Raw genomic sequence first — 19,664 nt, 5'->3', positions numbered from 1 at the left:
CGTTCCGTCACGGACACCGAGCCCGCCCCGCTCCCTCCGAGGCGCAACGATGGGCACAGGTGCCCTACAAAACGGCCCACCCCGGCCCCCGTAACGGGGCATCCGGGGGCAGATGCTGCACGCACGTTCCCCTGCCTGAGACCGTCCGTGCGGGGCCTGGCCCATGGCCCCCGGCGACCGCTCGAACAGCCCGGGTCACCCGCACGGGGGATTGCGGGCGGGGAGCTACGGGCAACGAATTGCGGGGGTGCGGAGGGAGGTCGGGGCGCGGGCCGAAGGAGCGGCCTACCTTCGCCGGCACTACGACCGGCACGCCGTGGAAACCCCTTGGCAGAAGCGGTACATCGACCGCTTCACAGGATGACGAGGGCGGTACGCATGGACACGAACCCCCACACGGGGACCGGCACGGACACCGGCACAAACGCAGGCACAGGCAAGACCCCGGATAAGGCCGCCACAACAGCCCCGCGCACCGGCAAGGCCAAGGCACTGAAGGGGCTCGCCTGGACCATGGGCGTGGCCTGTGTCGCGATCGGCGCCTACCACCTCGTGCTCGGTATCGCCTCGGTGCCGGGCGAGGAGGCGACCGGCGCCACCGTCGACAGCCGGGAGCGCTTCTACAACGCGATCTTCCTCGGGTTCGGCCTCGCCTGGATCTGGGCCGCCCGCCGCTCGCCGATCCCGTCGGCCGCGGTGCGCCTGCTCAGCGCGGTCTTCCTGCTCGGCGGAACCGGCCGGGCGCTGTCGGTCCTCGTCCACGGCTGGCCGCACTGGTTCCAGATCCCTCTGTCGGCCGTCGAACTCCTCCTCCCGCCCCTCTACTTCTGGCTCGCGGACGCCGACGAGAAGGCCGTCGGGGCGGGACGCGGCTGACGCGGCGCCAGGCACCCGGCGCGGGGCACGAGGGGCGACGCACGGGGGCCCGACTACTCGGCCGAGCCCCCGCAGGACCGCGAGGCAGCCGGGTCACCCCGTCACCCCATCACTCCGTCACTCCGGCGGGATCAGCCGCGGACGCTGTCCACCCACTTCTTGAAGGAGTGGATCTCGGTGTAGATGTCCGGCGTGGTACCGCAGGTCGAGCCGACACCTCGGCTGTCGACGCCGACGATCTCCCAACGGCCGGCCGCCTGCCGGAGCAGCGGTGACCCGGAGTCGCCGTTGCAGGGGCCGAGGGTGTCCTTGGGGTTGTCGGCACACACGTCGCCGGCCCGGATGCCCCAGGCATCGCTGCCGTTCGCCGGGTCCTTGACGCACTTGGGGGTGTCGCCCGGGATCGTCCTGGTGTCGAGCTGCCGGAGCATCTTCGGCAGCTTGCTGTAGTCGCCGGCGTTCGCCGGGTCGTCGTAGCCCCAGCCGATCTCCCGGACCGGGGTGCCGGCCGGGGTCGCCGAGCCGGCGAGCGCGACCGGCCGCTGGCGAACCTCGGTCTTCAGGTGCATCAGCGCCAGGTCGTTACCGGAGCTGCGGTCGTCCGACGCGATGTAGCCGGGGTGGACCTCGATGCGGTCGACGCCGGTCAGGGTGCCGCCGGCGGTACGGTCGTTGGAGCCGATGCGCAGCTGGAACTGCGCGGCCGGCTTGACCTCGAAGGGCTTGCCGCCGGTGCCCGGCAGGGTCACACAGTGCGCGGCGGTGACCACCCACTCGTCGCTGATCAGCCCGCCACCGCAGCGGTGGCGGGTCGGGTCCTGCGCCCCTCCTCCCTGGATCGAGACCATGAAGGAGTACGCCGGCGCCGTTCCACCGCCGATGATCTTCGGCGTGTTGTCGGCGGGGGCGGCGGCGGCCGTCCCCGTGCTCAGCGCCCCGGCGAGGACGGCCGCGGCGACCGACGCCGCCGCGAGCCCGCTCCGCTTCATGGCACATATGGAGGTGTTTCGACGTTCCACGTAAGAACTCCCCGTTCAAACATGACTCCGGTGGCCGGGATGGCCACCGGAGTCATTTGACACCACAACATCAACAACTGCCTCAGAAATCTCAGAAGTTGTGGTGTGAACGGGGTCGCGGTATGCGATGAGGTCGCGGTGAGCGTGCCTCAGGGGCGCGGCGCGGTGCCCGGGACCTGAGCGGCGCCACCGGTGCGCACCGCGCCCAACACGGCCCGGTGGAGCGCGGCTACGCCCCCGGGCGGAATCCGGACCGGCCCGCCTTCGAGGTCGTAGCGGTCCTCCGCACCGGTGTACTGGACGACGACCCGGGCCGTGCCGTCGCCGCGGTCGGTGGTGGTGACGGTCAGGTCGCCGGTGATGACACCGACCTGGACCGTCATCGCGCCACCGGGGCCGGCGGTGACCCGGTCGGTGAGTGCGTCGCGATCGGGGGTGGTCACTGTTCGCAGGTGTCCAACATCTCGCTGAGCTTGGCCTTTTCCGGTTCGGTGACGTTCAGGTGGTAGAGGTGTTTGACGTCGGTCCAGGCGCGGGCGTAGGTGCACCAGTAGGCGCGCCTCGGCGGGGCCCACTGGTCCGGGGACTGGTCGCCCTTCTGTCGGTTGGAGGAGGCCGACACCGCGATCAGCTGGGAGTGGACGAGGTCGTTGGCGAACCTCCGGCGCTCCGGGGTGGTCCACTGGTCGGCACCGGACCGCCAGGCGTTGGCCAGCGGCACGATGTGGTCGATGTCCAGCTGCCCGGAGACGGTGAAGACCTTGGCGTCGTATTCGCTGAACCATGTCCCGGAAATGGCGCGGCACTTCTCGTCCTGCTTGACGTCCTCGCCGTCCCGAGCGAGGACGACCTCACGGGTGTCGCATTCCCCGTACTGCTTGATCCAGTGCGGGAATTTCGCACGGCTGTAGCCGTTCATCGAATGCGGTGCCGAGACGTGCAGGCCGGCGAGTTCGGTCCGTACCACGCCCGCGGGCGGTGGTTCCGGGAGCCGCAGCGGGCCGGCGTCGAATGCGGTGCCGGCGGGCCGCATCGCAGGGGCGGGGGCGGGCGCGGAGCCCGGAGTGGGATCGGCTATCGCGGTGGTCGATCCGACCGGCAGAACTGTCGCGACGATCAGGGCTGTTGTGGTGGCGGCGCGGCGCCACCAGGCGTTGGTCATCACCCGGGAAGCATCACCCGCCGAAACGATTCCGCATTCCGGAATTCACTCATTGGCGGCAATTCCCGGAATCCCGGGCGGGGCCAGCCGACGATCGACGAAATGCCGTAGCGGGACGCCAAATTGGTGTGCGCAAGGACACCGGCGTTGCGATGATGCCCAGTCCGGTGTCGGACCCGGTGCCGGGCCAGCTGCCCGCCCCAGAGGCGGCCGAAGGAGAGCGAGCAACGCATGACGGCGGACAGCAACCGGCCGGCGGGGCAAACGGCGCCCGGCTGCCTGATCGTCTCCGGGATGCCGGGGGCCGGGAAGTCGACGGTGTCGCCGCTGGTGGCCGCGCACCACGAACGGGCGGCGCACATCAACGGGGACTTCCTGTCGTACATGGTCGTCCAGGGGCGGGTCGGGTTCCTCGGCCGGCCCGCGGCCGAGTCGCGGCGGCAACTGCTGCTGTGCGCCCGCAACATGTGCACGCTCGCCAACAACTTCGCCGAGCAGGACATCTTCCCGGTCGTCGAGTACGCCATCGCCGACCGCGAACTCCTGGACTTCATGGCCGAACTCCTGCTGCCCCGGCCGGTGATGTTCGTGGTGCTGGCCCCGCCGCCGGAGGTCTGCCGGCAGCGCAACGCAGCCCGCCCCGCCCGGGAACGCGTCGACTACGACATCGCCCCCTTCTACCGCGCGATGCACGAGGAACTGAACGGAGTGGGGTGGTGGCTGGACAGCTCCGGGCAGACGCCCGAGGAGACCGCCGCCGCGATCGCGGCCGAGGCCCGGCACAGGGCGGTGCTCGCCGCCGGTCACCGGTCGTAGTGCAGGGTGCCGTCCTCGTCCATGGTCGGATGGATCTTCGTCGGGCCGTAGTCGTCCACGTCCGACGGGCGGGGCGGCTCCGGGCCGTCGGGGCCCGTCCGGACCATCCGCTCGATGCGGCAGATCTGGAACATCCGGTCGCCCACCCGCACCTCGTCGGCCCGGCCGGCGGCCTTGAACTCCTCGGCGGCCCGCGCGTACCGCTGCCGCTCGTCCTCGTCGAACTTGTACAGCTCGGGCCAGAACTCGACCATGGCGTCGAAGAGCAGCCGCCGCGCCTCGTGCGGTGTCGGCATCAGCGCTCCCCGTGGCTGCCAGCCGCCGGAGCGGCGTTCGGCGACGGCGAAGCCGACGGGCAGCAGCACGACGTCCGGGTGGGTGGTGCACGCCCGCTCGGAGTCCTCGCGGACGGCGGCCGGGAAGCGCGCCCCCGAATAGGCGAAGTCCCGGAGCGCCACCTCCATGGCCGCGGCCATCGGGCTGGTCTCCCGGCCGGGGACGAGGCCGAAGTCGCGGTCCGGTGAAGAGGTGTCGTTTCGGCCATCCCAGCTGCGGTCGGCCGGCTCGGGGTCGGTGGGCCGGGGCGGCTCCAGCCCGCCCCGGCCGCTGCGGGCGAACTCGTCGCCGCGGACGATCCGGTAGCGGGCACCGCACACCGTGAGGTCGTCGATCGGTTCGCTTTCCAGTCGCGCCACGGCGGCGAGCAGTTCGCGCCGGACGGCGGGATCGTCGGTGTCGTCCTTGGCCTTGAACCAGAGATGAGAGTTGAGGGTGTCCCGGGCGTCCTGCGGGGTGCCGTCGGTCACGGGCTTCAACAGTCGCCATTCCGGGGCGTGTTCGGGCCCCTTCCCGTGCGGTACGACGTGCGGGGGATCGAGCACGGCGAGGCCGAAGACCGGGCCGCGGAGCGCGAGGTCCGGGTAGCGGCGGGACGCGTCCACGGCATCCGCCTCCGCGACCCATTCGGCCGGGTCGTCGCGCCGCACCAGTTCCTCGTGGAGCCGGTCGATCTGTCGCTTCCAGTCATGGGTCATGAGCGCATTGTGGTCGTTGTGCGCTCCGGGTTCGGCCGGAACGATGGATGTGGCCCACCCCCATGGGTGAATGTGGGGGAAAGTGTTGTCGCCCCCGGGACCGGGGCAGGTCGGCGAAGAGCCGAGAAGACGCAGAACCGAGAAGGGGACGGGATGGTCAGCGGAACGGGCAGGGAGACGGCCAGGGGGACGAACGCGGTGACGAGCCGGCAGCGCGGAGACCGGCCGCCACAGGCACAGGCCGTGTTCGGGGTCGGCGTCATCGTGCTGGACGCGGACGGACGGATCCTGCTCGGTCTGCACCGCGCGGGCACCTGGGAGCTGCCCGGCGGCAAGGTCGACCCCGGCGAGAGCGTACGGTCCGCCGCGGCCCGGGAACTCCGCGAGGAGACCGGACTGCACGCCGATCCGGACGACGTCCGGATCTTCGCGATGCTGCACGACGACATCCAGGGCCTGAACCGCATCACCATGGCGTCCCTGGTCACGCACTGCCAGGGCACGCCGTACGCGGCGGAGCCGCAGCACATCAGCCGCTGGGAGTGGCACTCCCCCACCGCGCTGCCCGGCCCGCTGTTCACCCCGTCCGCGCAGATCCTCACCGTGTGGCGCCCGGAGCTGGGGATCGCCGCGCCGACGGCACACCGGCTCGATGTGATGTGCGTGGGGACGACGACCTGACAGCACACACCCGGCCAGGGGGACGACCCCGCCCCACGGGACGACGACCCCGGCCAGAGGGGCGCCCCCGACCGATCTGAGGGAGGGTCAGGGCAGCGCCCCGCCCGCACGGCAACCATCGGCATCCCCGTGGGGCACGGCCACCGTCCGCCTTGGCACGGACGACAGACGGACGGCGGCCGACGCGGCAAAGCCGCTGCGGACGGCGGCGCGATCCGGCGATCATGGGGCATGCCTACAACCTCAGCGCACATGGCGGTGCACCGGCTCGACCTGGGCTACTTCATACGGCCGGCGTCGGAGACCGGCGGCCCGGAGCCCCGGGTGGAGCCGGCGCTCGCCTACCTGGTGGAACACGAGCGGGGCCGGCTCCTCTTCGACACCGGCATCGGCGCCGCCGACCCGGAGACCGAGGCCCACTACCGCCCGCAACGCCGCCCTCTGCAGGCCGCGTTGGCCACCGTCGGAGCGTCCCTCGCCGACGTCTCCCTCGTCGTCAACTGCCATCTGCACTTCGACCACTGCGGCGGGAATCCCCTGCTGGCCGGGACACCCATCCTGGTGCAGGAGGTCGAACTGGCCACCGCCCGCCGGGGCGACTACACCATCGACGAACTGATCGACTTCCCGGGCGCCTCGTACGAGGAGCTCAGCGGCGAGGCCGAGATCTGGCCGGGTGTCCGGACCGTGCCGACCCCCGGCCACACCGACGGACACCAGTCACTGGTCCTCCACCGCCCCGACGGCACGGTGGTACTGGCCGGCCAGGCCCACGACTTCGCCTCCCACTATGCCTCCGACCACCTGGCCCGCCAGGCCGCACTCGACGGCGTGGCCCAGCCGTTGCCGAGCTACCGCCCATGGCTCGACCGGCTCGCCGCGTTCGATCCGCGCCGGGTGTACTTCGCCCATGACGGCTCGGTCTGGGAGCCACCGCGCTCGGCGTGACGCCCTGCCCCGTTCAGGCACCCGGCTCCCCGGCACCGTCCCACCCGGGGACCGGCGGCAACGGCCACGCCGGCGGAACCGGCAACCGTCCGACGGGCACCGCCGCCACCCCCTCGGCGCCCCGGCCGCTCAGCCATCCCAACAGGGCGTGGCCGGGCCCGGCGACCGTCGGCCCGGCCGCCCGCGGCAGGCTCCAGGCCCGCCCCAGGTCGACGGCCTCGACCCGGGCGACGGGGAAGTCCCGGGCAGCCAGCGCAGCCAGGGTGCCATCCAGCGCCCACGCCACGTAGGGGGCTGGCCAGTCGGCCGTGCGGTACCCGGCGCCCAGGTCGACATGGTGGGTCTCCAGTTCGCGCCAGCACCGGTAGAGCGTGTACCAGGCCGGATGCGCCCAACCGGCCAGCGCGGTGACCGGCGTTTCCCACGCCCCGGCGGGCATCGCGCGAGCGTCCTCGACCAGCCGCGCCAGAGCGGACCGCACATCCTCGGCCAGCGCGGCCGCCGGGCGGCCCGCCCCGTCCGTCACCGCCCGCGCGAGCTCCGCGCCCCCGGCCCGCGGTCCGGGTTCGGCCTCGCCGCGAGCGACGGCCAGCAGCCAGACATAGGCGTCCGCACTGCGCGCCACATGGGTGAGGACATGACCGCGGGTCCAACCGGGAAGCAGGGACGGGGCCCGCACCTCCGCGTCGCCGAGCCCGTCCAGCGTCGCACCGAGCCGAGCACCGGACCGAACGACCTCCTCGATGAGACCCGCAATCTCGCCCGGCCGCGCCCGGCAGGACTGCCTCACGGACTCCGGCACACCTCGGGACACGTCGTCCCCCTCCCGATCTCGACGCGCTCTCTCACGGCTACTGTGCACCATGACCAGAGGCTGACGCGGCGAGGCGCCCCCTCTCTCCCCCTCGGGACCCATTCCCCACGCGTCCCTGCTCCCCTGCACCCCCGGTGCCCTCGTATGAGTGATGGCCAACTCCCCCAACCACAAAGGAACATGGGCGGAAGGGGAAAGGGAGAAGGGCCAAGAGGCACAACTGGTGGAGCAGCTGGGGCAGCGCGGCGGCGGAGAGGAAGCGCCAGGGTGGTGACGGATACGCAGGGCGGGGCCACCGGGCGAGGCGAGGTCCGACACATCCCCTTCGAGCGCATCGAGCGGGGCGAGGTGCGGCGCACCCCCTTGGAGCGCAACGGACGGGGCGGGGTGCGGCGCATCCCGTTCGAGGGCATCGGCCTCGTCTTCGCGCTGGCCGTGAGCGTCACCGGCATCGTCTGGACGGCCGGGGTCGACGAGACCGGCGTGGAGGTCGCCCCGTCGAGCCCCCACACCCTCCGCCATCCCTCCGCCGCTCCTGCCCCGCCCCGGGCACCGGCGCCGACGCCGTCACCGCCGCGCCACACCCGGCCCTCCCGCCCGTAGGACCGGAGCCGTCGCCCCTCCGGCGTCCGGCCTCGGCGGCACTCCCGGCGCGGCGCGCCACGCCCCCTCTCACCGATCCGGAAGTATGGGGACAAAAGGTACGCGTACGTAAGCCCACCCGTGCGGCGTCAGCAGGCTCGTCATCACCCATCACCCACCGCAGCCGCTGCCACCGCGCACTCGCCGCCACCCGTCGTCGCAGCAGAACGAGGGCACGCCCCATGGAGATGCACAAGCCGCCCGCGCCGGCCGCGCCCCGGAACCCCGGCCTGAAACGAGACATCGGGCTGATCGGCCTGATCTGGACCTCCGAGGGGTCCATCATCGGATCCGGATGGCTGTTCGGGTCATTGTTCGCAGCGCAGGCGGCCGGCACCGCGGCGCTGGTCTCCTGGGGCATCGGGGCCGTCGCCATCATCATCCTGGCGTTCGTCCACGCCGAGCTGGGGGCGATGTACCCGGTCGCGGGCGGCACCGCGCGCTTCCCGCACTACGCGTTCGGCAGCGCGGCCGGCGCGTCCTTCGGTTGGTTCTCCTGGCTCCAGGCGGTCACCGTGGCACCGATCGAGGTCATGGCGTCCCTGAACTACCTCAGCGTGCACACCCCCTGGGTGCAGACCGGCAAGAACCACCTCACCCCGGCCGGCTACGGGCTCGCCGTCGCCTTCATGGCGTTCTTCGTCGTGGTCAACTTCTTCGGCATCCGGTGGCTGGCCCACACCAACAGTGTGGCGACCTGGTGGAAGCTGGCCGTCCCGGTCCTCACCATCATCGTGATGGCGACCGCCGCCTTCCACCCCGGCAACTTCGGCTACCAGGGCTTCTCGCCGTTCGGCGCCAAGGGCATGCTCTCGGCGGTCAGCACCAGCGGCATCATCTTCGCCCTCCTCGGCTTCGAGCAGGCGGACCAGTTGGCGGGCGAGAGCAGCAACCCGGCGCGGGACATCCCACGGGCGGTGATCGGCTCGATCCTCATCGGTGTGCTGGTGTACGTCCTGCTCCAGGCGGTGTTCATCGGGGCGCTCCCGCACAGCGCGTTCGCGCACGGCGGCTGGGCCGATCTGTCGTTCAGCGGCAAGGCCGGACCGTTCGCCGGTCTGGCCACGTCGATCGGCCTCGGCTGGCTGGCGACGCTCCTCTACATCGACGCCGTCATCTCACCGTCCGGCACCGGCCTGGTCTATGTGACGGCCACCTCCCGGGTCTCGTACGGGCTCTCCCGCAACGGCTATGTGCCGGCGGTCTTCGAGCGCACCACCACGCGGGGTGTGCCGTGGCTGGGCCTGCTTGTCGCCTTCGTCGTCGGGCTGATCGTCTTTCTGCCGTTCCCCACCTGGCAGAAGCTGGTCGGCTTTGTGACGTCGGCGAGCGTGCTGATGTACGCCGGTGCCCCGCTCGCCTTCGGCTGCCTGCGGAGGCAGGACCCGGACCGGCCGCGTCCGTACCGCCTGCCCGGCGGACTCTTCTGGGCCCCGCTGGCCTTCATCGTCGCCAACCTCATCATCTACTGGGCCGGTTGGGACACCCTGTGGCGCCTCGGTGTGGCGATCGTCCTCGGCTATCTGGTCCTCGGCGGCTCGGCGCTGCTCAAGCTCAACCCGAAGACCCCGCACCCGGACTGGCGGAGCGCACAGTGGCTGCCGGTGTATCTGCTGGGCATGGGCGTGATCTCCTGGCAGGGCGGCTTCTGCAGCACGGGCCCGGCATCGAAGGTGTCCTGCGGCGCCACGGACGCCGTTCCGCTGTGGTGGGACATCGCCCTCATCGCCGCGTTCAGCCTCGCCATCTACTTCTGGGCCCAGGCGGTACGCCTCCCCGACGCCGAAACGCAGGAGTACATCGGGTCGGTGGAGGTGGTGCCTGGGGGGTGAGCGGGGGCCGGGTGGGCATAACTTCCGGGCCTCCGGGATTCGGGGCTTCCGGGCTTCCGGGCTTCCGGGCTTCCGGGCTTCCGGGAAAACAAGCCGTGGCTCGGTCGGGAATGGGCCCGTGGCGGGGTGGGACGGGACGGCGGGCGTGAGTTCCGGCAGGGCTGGAGGGTGGGGGTCCACGGGCCTGGGCGCAGCACACCAGGCGGACGATGGTGCACTTCGGCCGACCGGCCCGATCTGGGCACCCCCCGCACTCCGACGTAGCCTCGCCGAGGAGCACACAAGGCCGGGGCACAGGAAGCCGGGGCACGCACGAGGCCGGGGTGCGGGCGCGCACGAGCGCGGGATGTCAGGGCCCACAGCGCGCGGGAGCGCAGTGGCCGGTGAACGGCACGGGGAGGGGCGGATGGTCAGGGTGGTGGCGGTGGACGACGGGAGCGCGGAGCCGGAGCGGTCCGGCGGCGGCGCGCAGGTGGAGCGGAACATCCGGACGGTGGAGGACGTACTGCGGCTGCTGGACGGTCTGTTCGCGCCGGAGGCCGACCGCTGGACGGCGGGTGCGGCCGGCTGGTGGGACGACTTCTACGCGGACCACGACCGGCCGGTGCCGTTCTTCGTGGCCAAACCGGACGAGAACCTCGTCTCGTATCTCGATCGCGGGCTGATCACCGTGGGCCGCGCCCTGGACCTGGGCTGCGGTCCGGGCCGCAACGCACTGCATCTCGCCGCACTGGGCTTCGAGGTGGATGCCGTGGACCTCTCCCCCACCGCCGTCTCCTGGGCCGAGGACCGCGCCCGCGAGGCAGGGACAGGGACGACGGTTCGCTTCCACTGCGGCGACGCCTTCACCGCCCTCGCCGATCCCGCCCACTCCGCGAACAGCGGACTCGCCGGCGGCCCCTACGACCTGATCTACGACTCCGGTTGCTTCCACCACCTGCCGCCGCACCGCCGCATCAGCTACCTCGCCCTCCTCGAACGTTCCCTGGCTCCCGGTGGCCATTTCGGTCTCACCTGCTTCGCGGCCGGGGCGATGGGCTCGGAGCTTCCGGACGCCGACTTCTACCGTGAGCCCGGCCTCCATGGTGGCCTCGCCTACACCCGGGAGTCGCTGCGCGCCCTCTTCGCCGACCTGACGGAGGTCGAGCTGCGCCGGATGCGGGACGAGCTGCCGGAATCGCCCTTCTTCGGGGAGGCGTTCCTGTGGACGGCCTTGTTCCGACGCCCGGGTCAGGGGTAACCGCCGCGGTGGGCTGGCCGGCCGGCCAGCCGCCGGACCCGCCTGCCGGCGATCTACTTGGCGGCGAACAGACCGCGCACATGGCCGCCGTTGGCGACCACGAGGACGCCCAGCAGGGCCAGCCCGCAGATGCCCTGTTCTATCTTGAGCCACGCCGGGAACGAGCCGGGGATCGCGATGATGACGGCGATGGCGACCGTCATGACGGTGGCGACGATCCGCATCCTGCGGTAGGCCCCACGGGATCCACGGGCCGCTCGAGCAGCGAAGACGTACGTCAGCAGAGCGCTGACCACGACGATGCCCGCCCGCACCCAGACGGCGTCCGTCACGAGAGCGGTGTCGCCGCGGAGCAGGTAGACGGCTGCGAGGGTGAGCACGCTGAGGCCGAGGTAGCCACCGAGCAGCAGCTTCAGGCCACGGAAGGCCCTTATGCTGCTCGGGTGTTGGAGGGCCTCGGCGGGGACCGCCGCGAGGCTCGCCCTCCGGGCGGACGAGGGGACTTCGGGCTCACTCATCTAGAAGCGGCGGGCCAGGCCGTTCCTGGTGTCGCCGGTCTCCGTGCCGAGGCCCTGGGAATCGGGGAGGCGGGCCAAGCGGCCGTCGAGGTCCTGGGGCCACTGCGCACCGACCTCGGCGTCCATCGTCGCCAACCGAGAGCGCAGCGGCGTGACCTGCTCGGGGGTGCACACCTCGGCGACCGTGGCGTACAGGGCGCGCAGTCGTCGCTGTACCTGCATCGAGGCACTGCCGAAGTGACGGATTTCGTCGGTGGCGATACAGACGTAGTCGGGCCAGCAGCGGGTGCGGTGCTGGAAGGCGGCTGGTGCTGCTCCTGCCTGCCGGGCGGAGAGACGGGGCGCGATCATCACCAGCAGGTCCTCGATGTGGTCCAGGCACTGCACGGCGCGCCCGGGGTCGTTGATGGCCGGGGAGAGGGCCTTGAGCGCGATGTCGACGAACGCGCGCAGCGCCCCGGCCGGGTCGGTGCCCGCGCTGTAGGTGGTGCCAAACAGCAGGTGGCGCGTGAGGTCCCTGCGGTCCCGCGGCTGCGCACCCGGGTACACCAGGAACAGCGGCGCCTCCTGGGCCACGAAGTCGCCGATCACCGGGACGAGTTGGATACGGACCCCGAGACGCCGGGCGAGCCGCTCCAGGCCGCGGTCGTCACAGGCGATGAGTGTCTGGCCGCGCCTGGGTGGGGTACCGAGCCGAATCACCATGGGCTCACCGTCCGGCGAGACCCCCGGCGAGGCGTCCGGCGAGCCGACCGGCCGGCCTTCCAGTGGGACGTCTGGCGGGTCGTCCGGGGGAACGTCCGACCGGGCAGGCTCTCCGGCGGTCACGGCGAGGTCGTCCTTCGGGTGCGTACGGTCCACGGCCCGGCGTCCCTCGGTCGCCAGGTAGCGGAGCAACTGCCCGGAGTTCAGTACGGTCGTCACGCGGGCGACCAGCGCGAAGAACAGCACGGCGCACACCGCTGCGAGCAGGATCGCGAAGAACGTCGAGATGACCGGCCGGTAGTTCTCCTGGCTGACCGCGAGCCGCACCGAGATCATCAGCGTGTAGACGAACGTCGCCATGAACGTGCCGATCGCCCAGCGCATCACGGCGTCCTGCTGGAGGATCGGCACCACCCGCACCGACAGTTGCGAGGCGCCGAACTGCATGGCCAGCGTGATCGCCGTGAACACCAGTCCGGTCAGCGTGATCATGCCGCCCGCGACGGCGGAGAGCAGCGTGGACATCGAGCCGCTGTCCAGGTGGACGAAGAAGGCTTCCCCCAGCTCCTCCCCGTAGAAGGTGACCTCGCGGTCGATCAGCGGGAACAGCCAGGACAGGAACAGGCCGGCGGCCAGCAGCGTGACCGGCAGTGCCCAGATGCGGGGAGCGCGCAGCCGGTGGCGCGTGAGATACCACTTCCAGCGACCGCGAACCATGATCCGAATGTACCGATCGCCGGCGGAACGCCGCGATTGCCGCACCCCGGAGCCCTCCCCCGTGACTCGTTCAGCCGGGCGACCTGTGTACGGGGCGGTGGTGGTCTGACAGCGGACCCGAGTGGGACGACAGCGAGCCCGAGCGGTGCGGCGACGGGGCCGGGGCGTCCGACGCTGCTGGCTGTCGGGCCGACCCGGCCGCGCCAGCAAGAATCGACAGGTCAGGGCGGTGCAGTGGGCGGCTCCGACCCTGTGAGAGATGGCCGGGTGACGGCTCGGGAACGGCCCTCGGGGGCTGATTTGCCCCGGGCCGGGGGCGGTGTGCGACAGTGGTCGTTCCGGTCGGCCGGGCGTTTCGCCGTGTGCGGAGGTGGCCGCCGGGATCCCATACCCCCAGACACCGAATGACGGCTACGGCCGCGCCCTGCGCGGATCCTGCCCGCCCGTCCTTCCCACAGCGATTCCTTCCCCCAGAGAGCGATGCAGGCGACGACTCTTCTCCCCCGGACCACGGACCTGTTCACCCAGGGCCTGGAGTTGCAGACCGGCTCGGCGCTGCTGCGTTTCGGCGCCGCGCGACCGCGCCCGGCCGGCCGGATCAGCTGGTCCGGCGACGGCGCGGTGGCCTGGCTCGACGAGCCGCGCGGCCATGTCTGGAGCGTCGGCGAGCCGACCGCCGCGGCCGGCCTCGTCCTGCGCGCCGCACATCAACTCCCCGACACCGTAGGGGAGTTCACCGGCCCGCAGGGCACCGAGGCACTGCTCGGCCGACATCTGCCGGTGATCGACCCGACGGCGTGGATCTTCCGCTGGACGATGGCCGAGCCGTCGGTCCATCCGGCGGAGGAGCGGGTGACGGCGCTGGACGAGACGCACCACGACGAGCTGCTGGCCTTCCTCAACGAACACAGCCCGGCCCACTCGACGGGGCCCGGTTCCGCGGACGTCAGCCTGTGGGTCGGGATCCGCGGTGCGGACGGGGAGTTGGTGGCCTGCGGCGCGCTGAGCAGCCTGCGGGACAGCGGCGCCCCGCTGATGGCGTCGGTCGCCACCGACGCTGACCAGCGCGGCCAGGGTCTCGGAGCGGCCCTGACCTCGTGGCTGACCCGGTACGCCGTCCGCCGTTACGGCTTCTGCACGCTGTGGCAGCTCGCCGACAACGCCCCCGCCGACCGCCTCTACACCCGTCTCGGCTACCGCAACGAGGACCCGTGCGTGTCCGGGCGGCTCAGCGGGCGCTGACCGCCGGGGCGGGGCCGCGGGGCGGCCGGTGGCCCAGGCCGTTGCGGAGCCGGGCGCGCAGACGGCCGGCGCGGCGGCCGGATCCCTCCGGCCGGAGCGGCGGAGAGGCGTCGGTGAGGAAGAACGTGTAGGCCAGGACCTGCACGGCCCAGCGGTCGAAGGCGACCATCCCGGTGAACTGGCGCCGGGGGTAGCGCCCCGTCCACAGCAGCACCGCGGCCGGCGAGCTGACGACCAGGACCACCACGACGGCCAGCGCCAGCACGGCCGACAGCCCGCCGATCCACCACACGAGCCGGAACAGCAGGCCGACGAGCGCCAGCCCCACCCACTGCGGGAGGGCGCGCAGGCGGGAGAGCAGCAGGCCGGGGCCGCGGGGCAGGTGCTCGGGGCGGTCGATGTACAGGCGGGCCGGGTAGTCGGGCACAAGGCCGAGGGTGAAGGGCGGGTAGCGGTCGGTGGCCAGCGCCCCGTAGGAGTAGAAGGCCACCCGCCAGATCCAGCGCAGGACGCCGGTGGTGAAGCGGAACAGCGGCCGGGGGTAGCGGCCGGTGAAGAAGATCACCGGGAAGGCCAGCGCGGTGGCCAGCAGGAAGGCGATGACCAGGGACGTCAGCAGGAAGTGGTGCGGGACGAGGAGCAGCCACTTCACCATCCAGAGCCAACGGGACAGCGGCTCGTCCAGCTCCGCCTCGACCCGTACCGGCCGGTATTCCTCAGCGATCGTCGCCATGACCGTCAGCTCCCTCCGCCACCTCGGCCGGACCCGGCGACCCGGCCGGAGCGTGCCCCCTTGCCCCTCCCCTTCACTCTCGCCTCCAGCATGACCGCATCACGCCGATCTGGGCAGGGCCTGAGCCCGGCGGACTCCCGGCTGCCGCTGCGATGCCGCTGCCTCGGACGGACCGACGGACCGACGGACCGAGGCATCCTGCGGACCAGGCAGCGGATCCGACAGGTCCGGCGGGACTGGCAGGTCCAGCGGAACCGGCGGGCCCAGCCGAACCGGTCGGCGCCCCGGCGCGCGGGCCGGGGCGGGACCGGTCGCGGTCGTCGCGGTCAGTCGCGGACCGTCTGCGCCGGGATGGCCGGACGGCCGGCCTGCTTGGTCTCCGCGCCGTGGGCGAACCCCCCGGCGTCGGCGACGTCGCGGTGCGGGCGCTGCTGGGCCTGGAGCCGCGGGAGGACGCGGCGCAGGTCCTCCAGGAACAGGTCGCCGAGGTCGTGGCCGAAACCGTTGCGGACGACGACGCGCAGCGCCGCCAGGTCGGTGCGGTTGGCGGGGAAGGTGTAGGCGGGTACCTGCCAGCCGCGTTCGCGCAGTGCGGCGGAGACGTCGAAGACGGTGAAGTTGGTGACGTCGTCGCTGACCCGGAAGGCGAAGACCGGGAGTTGGCTGCCGTCGGTGAGCAGCGTGAACGGGCCCATCGCGGCGATCTCGGCGGAGATGCGGGTGGCGACGTCCCGGCTGGTCTGCTGGACGGCGCGGTAGCCCTCGAAACCCAGCCGCAGGAAGTTGTAGTACTGGGCGATGACTTGGGCGCCGGGCCGGGAGAAGTTCAGCGCGAAGGTCGGCATGTCGCCGCCGAGGTAGTTGACGTGGAAGACCAGGTCGTCGGGGAGCGCGTCGGCGTCCCGCCACAGGGCCCAGCCGACGCCGGGCATCACCAGGCCGTACTTGTGGCCGGAGGTGTTGATGGAGGCGACCCGCGGAAGCCGGAAGTCCCAGAGGAGTTCAGGGTCGAGGAAGGGCGCGATCATCGCGCCGGAGGCGCCGTCGACGTGGAGCGGGACGTCGATGCCGGTGCGCTCCTGGAGGTCGTCGAGGGCCGCGGAGATCTCGGCGACCGGCTCGTAGGCGCCGTCGAAGGTGGAGCCGAGGACGGCGACGACGCCGATGGTGTTCTCGTCGCAGAGTTCGACGGCCTCCTCCGGGGAGAGGATGAAGCGGTCGCCCTCCATGGGCACATAGCGCGGCTCGACCTCGAAGTAGTTGGCGAACTTCTCCCAGCAGATCTGGACGTTGATGCCCATGACCATGTTGGGGCGGTCGGTGGACTTCCCCTCGGCGCGCCGGCGGTGCTGCCAGCGCCGCTTGAGCGCCAGCCCGGCGAGCATCGCCGCCTCGCTGGAGCCGGTGGTCGAACAGCCCACCGCCGCATGGGAGTCGGGGGCGTGCCACAGGTCGGCGAGCATGTGCACACAGCGCGCCTCGATCTCGGCGGTCTGCGGGTACTCGTCCTTGTCGATCATGTTCTTCTCGGCGCACTCGGCCATCAGCCGCTGGGCCTGCGGTTCGGCCCAGGTGCTGACGAAGGTGGCGAGATTGAGCCGGGCGTTGCCGTCCAGCATGAGTTCGTCGTGGACGATCTGGTACGCGGTGTCGGGCTCCATGCCGTCGTCCGGCAGCTCGTACCGGGGGACGTGGACGGGCTGCTTGCTGAAGACCGGGTTGACGGAGAGGTTGCGGCTGGCGTCGCGGTGCTGGTGCGGGCGCTTGAGTGGCATGGGCGTGATCCCTCCCGGGTACGTGGCGGACCGTTCGGCGGACGGTCCGGTCGTCGCTGTCGCCCGGCCGGGCCGGTCCACGCGCGGCGGTCAGGTTAACGGTTGCGACCGGACGGGGGCGGCGGTATGCGCCACGGAGGTACGGCGGGCCCGACCCCGCGCCGCCGCCGTCCCGCTCGACGCGCGAGACCGGCCCGGAGCTGGTGTGCTGGTGGCAGGAGGCCGTTGCAGCCGTAAGGGCAGAACCGGCAGGTGGCAGAACCGGCAGGTCATGGAGCCGGCAGGTCGCCGGAGCCGGCCCGCACTCGAAGAAGCGCGCACACACGCGGAAGAACGAGCACACACGCGGGCGAGCGCACACACGGGCGGAAAAACGCACACGCACGCGGGAGAACGCACACGGGAGAGATCCAGATGAGCAGCTACCGAGTCGCGCAGGCGGGTGCCGTCGGCGCACCCTTCGAGATCGTCGAGCGGGAGGTGCCGCGGCCGGGGCCGGGACAGGTCCGGATCGGCGTGGACGCCTGCGGGATCTGTCACAGCGACGCCATGTTCGTCAACGGTGCGTTGCCGGACCTCCGCTTCCCCCTGGTCCCCGGCCATGAGATCGCCGGACGCATCGAGGAGGTCGGCGAGGGCACGGACAGCCGCTGGAAGGTGGGCGACCGGGTCACGGTGGGCTGGTTCGGCGGCAGCTGCCATCACTGCACGGCCTGCCGGCAGGGCGACTACGTCGTGTGCGAGCGGCTGAAGGTGCCCGGCTGGGCGTACGACGGCGGGTTCGGCGAGCAGGTGATCGCGCCGGACGACGCGCTGGCGCGGATCCCCGACGGCCTGTCCGCGGCCGACGCCGGGCCGATGGCCTGCGCCGGCGTCACCACCTACAACGGGCTGCGGCGCAGCTCGGCCCGGCCGGGCGATCTGGTCGCCGTCCTGGGCCTCGGCGGCCTGGGGCATCTGGGCGTGCGGTTCGCCGCCGCGATGGGCTTCGAGACGGTCGCGATCGCCCGCGGTGCCGACAAGGCGGACTTCGCCAAGCAGCTCGGCGCGCACCACTACATCGACAGCACCGCCGGCACGCCCGTCGCGGACGCGCTGCAGTCGCTCGGCGGCGCCCAGGTGGTCCTGGCCACCGCCGCCAACTCCGCCGCCATCACCGCGACCGTGGACGGTCTGGCGCACCGCGGCGAGCTGGTGGTCGTCGGGGCGGACGCCGAACCGCTGGGGATCCACCCCACCCAGCTCCTGATGCGCGGCCGGGTCGTCCGCGGCCATCCGTCCGGCACCGCGCAGGACATCCAGGACACCATGGAGTTCTGTGTCCTCCAGGGCATCCGCCCGATGATCGAAACCATGCCGCTGGACCACGCCAACGAGGCGTACGGGAAGATGCTCGCCGGGAAGGCCCGGTTCCGGATGGTGCTGGCCCATACGGAAGCCGGCCGCGCGCACTGAGGCCGGACGCCCGCCCCGGGCCTACGCCCTGAGGCCGTGGGCCCGCCTCCGGTCAGGCGGCCTCGCTCGTCTCCGGTCAGGCGGCCTCCGCGCGGAACGCCCGCCGATAGGCCCCCGGAGTCGTCCCCAGGGAGCGGAGGAAGCGTCTGCGGAGGTTGGTGGCCGAGGAGAGGCCGACGCGGCGGGCGATGGCTTCCAGGGGGAGGTCGGTGGACTCCAGGAGTTCCCGGGACGCGGTGATGCGCTGGGTGAGCAGCCACTGCCCGGGGCTGGCGCCCAGTTGGTCGGCGAACCGGCGGGCGAGTGTACGGGCCGACACGCCTTCGTGCGCGGCCAGTTCCTCGACCGTGAGGGGTTCGTCTAGCCGGGCGGTCATCCACTCCAGGAGGGGTGCCAGCGAGCCGTCCATCTGGACGGGGCGCGGTGGGGCGGTGAACTGGAGCTGCCCGCCCTCGCGATGCGGCGGCATGACCATGCTCCGGGCGACCTGTGCGGCGTAGCCGGCCCCGTGGTCGGCGCGGACGAGGTGCAGGCAGAGGTCGATGCCGGCCCCGGAGCCGGCGCTGGTGGCGATGTCGCCGTGGTCCACGTACAGCACGTCCGGGTCCACCTCGACGGCCGGGAAAAGCTCGGCCAGTTGACCGGCGCGCGCCCAGTGGGTGGTGGCCCGCCGCCCGTCCAGCAGCCCGGCGTGCGCCAGCGCGAAGGAACCGGAGCAGATGCTGACCAGCCGCGCGCCGCGGTCGTGCGCCCGGCGCAGCGCGCGGGCGACCGCGGGCGACGGCGGTTCCTCGGGAGGCAGCCACCCGGGCAGGACGACGGTGTCCGCCCGGTCGAGTGCGGCCAGTCCGTCCGGTACGAGCATGTCGTACCCGGCGAGCGTGGCCACCGGGCCGGGGTGCTCCGTGCAGATCCCGAAGGTGTACCGGACCGGGACCCCGCTGCGCTCGATCCCGAACACCTCGGCCACACAGCCCAGTTCGAAGGTCGACTGCGGCGGTCGGACGAGTGCGACGACACGGTGCTCGGTGACAGGCATGGCAGAAAAGTACCTCAGAATGTCATTCCTGACACTCGGCCGGACGGCGCCGTTCCCCGACGCTGTCCGTATGGCAACGAAAGTGAACGCAGACAACCAACCGACCGGCTACGTATGGACCGCCGTCGCGGACGCACCGGTGCGCGAGCTGTTCCCCGGCATCCGGTCGCGGCCGCTGTGGAGCGGGGAGAACGGCGCCAAGGCCCAGGTCCTGGAGATGGATCCAAAGACGTGCTGGGACGGCATAGACGTCCACGAGCCGGGCCCCGAGGAGGTGTTCGTGGTCTCCGGAGTCTTCAACGACGGGGAACGCGACTATCCGGCCGGCTCGTTCATCCACGCACCCGCCGGATCCTGGCACGTCCCCCAGACGACGACGGGCTGCACGCTGTTCGTGTTCTACCCGGAGGGATAGC

The 19,664-nt window shown here is 72.0% G+C and carries 20 protein-coding genes; 10 read left to right on the top strand and 10 right to left on the bottom strand.

Features of this window, described 5'->3' with window-relative positions; translation table 11 throughout:
- The first annotated feature begins 378 nt into the window (after positions 1-378).
- On the top strand, positions 379-876 hold the full coding sequence (locus B073_RS0125980; protein ID WP_018541017.1) for a DUF4345 family protein: 498 nt from the start codon (positions 379-381) through the stop codon (positions 874-876).
- A 131-nt stretch (positions 877-1,007) separates the two neighbouring features.
- Here B073_RS0125980 and B073_RS0125975 read toward each other — a convergent pair whose 3' ends face one another.
- The 3 genes from B073_RS0125975 to B073_RS0125965 all read right to left on the bottom strand — a co-directional run bounded on the left by B073_RS0125975 (position 1,008) and on the right by B073_RS0125965 (position 3,057).
- Positions 1,008-1,865 (bottom strand): S1 family peptidase, encoded by an 858-nt coding sequence (locus B073_RS0125975; RefSeq protein ID WP_018541016.1) that lies wholly within the window; start codon positions 1,863-1,865, stop codon positions 1,008-1,010.
- Positions 1,866-2,044: 179 nt separating this feature from the next.
- Positions 2,045-2,338 carry a hypothetical protein gene (locus tag B073_RS0125970; protein ID WP_018541015.1) on the bottom strand — a complete coding sequence of 98 codons (294 nt, stop codon included), beginning with the start codon at positions 2,336-2,338 and terminating at the stop codon, positions 2,045-2,047.
- The gene (locus B073_RS0125965) at positions 2,335-3,057 is read right to left on the bottom strand and encodes an HNH endonuclease family protein (RefSeq protein WP_018541014.1); all 723 of its coding nucleotides are present in this window, start codon (positions 3,055-3,057) and stop codon (positions 2,335-2,337) included. The genes B073_RS0125970 and B073_RS0125965 overlap by 4 nt, the downstream gene beginning before the upstream one ends.
- 231 nt (positions 3,058-3,288) lie before the next feature.
- On the opposite strand from B073_RS0125965, the gene B073_RS0125960 reads away from it, so the two are divergent.
- Complete coding sequence (locus B073_RS0125960; RefSeq protein WP_018541013.1) at positions 3,289-3,873, top strand: AAA family ATPase; 585 nt, start codon at positions 3,289-3,291, stop codon at positions 3,871-3,873.
- Here the strand turns inward: B073_RS0125960 and B073_RS0125955 are convergent.
- Positions 3,861-4,907 (bottom strand): DUF5954 family protein, encoded by a 1,047-nt coding sequence (locus tag B073_RS0125955; RefSeq protein WP_018541012.1) that lies wholly within the window; start codon positions 4,905-4,907, stop codon positions 3,861-3,863. The genes B073_RS0125960 and B073_RS0125955 overlap by 13 nt on opposite strands.
- Before the next feature lie 153 nt (positions 4,908-5,060).
- On the opposite strand from B073_RS0125955, the gene B073_RS0125950 reads away from it, so the two are divergent.
- Entirely contained in the window at positions 5,061-5,588 is a 528-nt protein-coding gene (locus tag B073_RS0125950) for a nucleotide triphosphate diphosphatase NUDT15 (protein ID WP_078508184.1), read from the top strand.
- A gap of 231 nt (positions 5,589-5,819) precedes the next feature.
- Entirely contained in the window at positions 5,820-6,536 is a 717-nt protein-coding gene (locus B073_RS0125945; RefSeq protein WP_037812679.1) for an N-acyl homoserine lactonase family protein, read from the top strand.
- Positions 6,537-6,549: 13 nt separating this feature from the next.
- Here B073_RS0125945 and B073_RS0125940 read toward each other — a convergent pair whose 3' ends face one another.
- Complete coding sequence (locus B073_RS0125940) at positions 6,550-7,326, bottom strand: maleylpyruvate isomerase family mycothiol-dependent enzyme (protein ID WP_199788194.1); 777 nt, start codon at positions 7,324-7,326, stop codon at positions 6,550-6,552.
- Positions 7,327-7,620: 294 nt separating this feature from the next.
- On the opposite strand from B073_RS0125940, the gene B073_RS0125935 reads away from it, so the two are divergent.
- The 3 genes from B073_RS0125935 to B073_RS0125925 all read left to right on the top strand — a co-directional run bounded on the left by B073_RS0125935 (position 7,621) and on the right by B073_RS0125925 (position 11,064).
- Positions 7,621-7,953 (top strand): hypothetical protein, encoded by a 333-nt coding sequence (locus B073_RS0125935; RefSeq protein WP_158690226.1) that lies wholly within the window; start codon positions 7,621-7,623, stop codon positions 7,951-7,953.
- A 221-nt stretch (positions 7,954-8,174) separates the two neighbouring features.
- Positions 8,175-9,824, top strand: a complete 1,650-nt coding sequence (locus tag B073_RS0125930; RefSeq protein ID WP_018541007.1) for an APC family permease — start codon at positions 8,175-8,177, stop codon at positions 9,822-9,824.
- Between the two features lie 472 nt (positions 9,825-10,296).
- Positions 10,297-11,064, top strand: coding sequence for a class I SAM-dependent methyltransferase (locus tag B073_RS0125925; RefSeq protein WP_026247734.1), 768 nt, complete (start codon positions 10,297-10,299; stop codon positions 11,062-11,064).
- A 53-nt stretch (positions 11,065-11,117) separates the two neighbouring features.
- Here the strand turns inward: B073_RS0125925 and B073_RS0125920 are convergent, their stop codons facing one another.
- Positions 11,118-11,582, bottom strand: coding sequence for a hypothetical protein (locus tag B073_RS0125920; protein ID WP_018541005.1), 465 nt, complete (start codon positions 11,580-11,582; stop codon positions 11,118-11,120).
- Positions 11,583-13,004 carry a DUF2254 domain-containing protein gene (locus B073_RS41185; protein WP_106731962.1) on the bottom strand — a complete coding sequence of 474 codons (1,422 nt, stop codon included), beginning with the start codon at positions 13,002-13,004 and terminating at the stop codon, positions 11,583-11,585.
- 480 nt (positions 13,005-13,484) lie between these two features.
- Between B073_RS41185 and B073_RS0125910 the strand changes: the two genes are divergently transcribed.
- Entirely contained in the window at positions 13,485-14,246 is a 762-nt protein-coding gene (locus B073_RS0125910) for a GNAT family N-acetyltransferase (protein ID WP_018541003.1), read from the top strand.
- Here the strand turns inward: B073_RS0125910 and B073_RS41180 are convergent.
- Positions 14,233-14,979 carry a DUF4389 domain-containing protein gene (locus B073_RS41180; RefSeq protein WP_018541002.1) on the bottom strand — a complete coding sequence of 249 codons (747 nt, stop codon included), beginning with the start codon at positions 14,977-14,979 and terminating at the stop codon, positions 14,233-14,235. The genes B073_RS0125910 and B073_RS41180 overlap by 14 nt on opposite strands.
- A 326-nt stretch (positions 14,980-15,305) precedes the next feature.
- Positions 15,306-16,754, bottom strand: a complete 1,449-nt coding sequence (locus tag B073_RS0125900; RefSeq protein ID WP_018541001.1) for a glutamate decarboxylase — start codon at positions 16,752-16,754, stop codon at positions 15,306-15,308.
- A gap of 414 nt (positions 16,755-17,168) precedes the next feature.
- Here B073_RS0125900 and B073_RS0125895 point away from each other — a divergent pair, with 414 nt between their 5' ends.
- On the top strand, positions 17,169-18,209 hold the full coding sequence (locus B073_RS0125895) for an alcohol dehydrogenase (protein ID WP_018541000.1): 1,041 nt from the start codon (positions 17,169-17,171) through the stop codon (positions 18,207-18,209).
- Between the two features lie 76 nt (positions 18,210-18,285).
- Here the strand turns inward: B073_RS0125895 and B073_RS0125890 are convergent, their stop codons facing one another.
- Positions 18,286-19,248, bottom strand: coding sequence for a GlxA family transcriptional regulator (locus B073_RS0125890; protein ID WP_018540999.1), 963 nt, complete (start codon positions 19,246-19,248; stop codon positions 18,286-18,288).
- Positions 19,249-19,318: 70 nt separating this feature from the next.
- Here B073_RS0125890 and B073_RS0125885 point away from each other — a divergent pair, with 70 nt between their 5' ends.
- Positions 19,319-19,663 carry a cupin domain-containing protein gene (locus B073_RS0125885; protein WP_037812676.1) on the top strand — a complete coding sequence of 115 codons (345 nt, stop codon included), beginning with the start codon at positions 19,319-19,321 and terminating at the stop codon, positions 19,661-19,663.
- The last annotated feature ends 1 nt before the right edge of the window (position 19,664 follow it).

Origin of the sequence: Streptomyces sp. MspMP-M5, assembly GCF_000373585.1 — a bacterium.
Taxonomy (GTDB): Bacteria; Actinomycetota; Actinomycetes; order Streptomycetales; family Streptomycetaceae; genus Streptomyces.
This window is presented reverse-complemented; position numbering and strand designations above follow the sequence as displayed.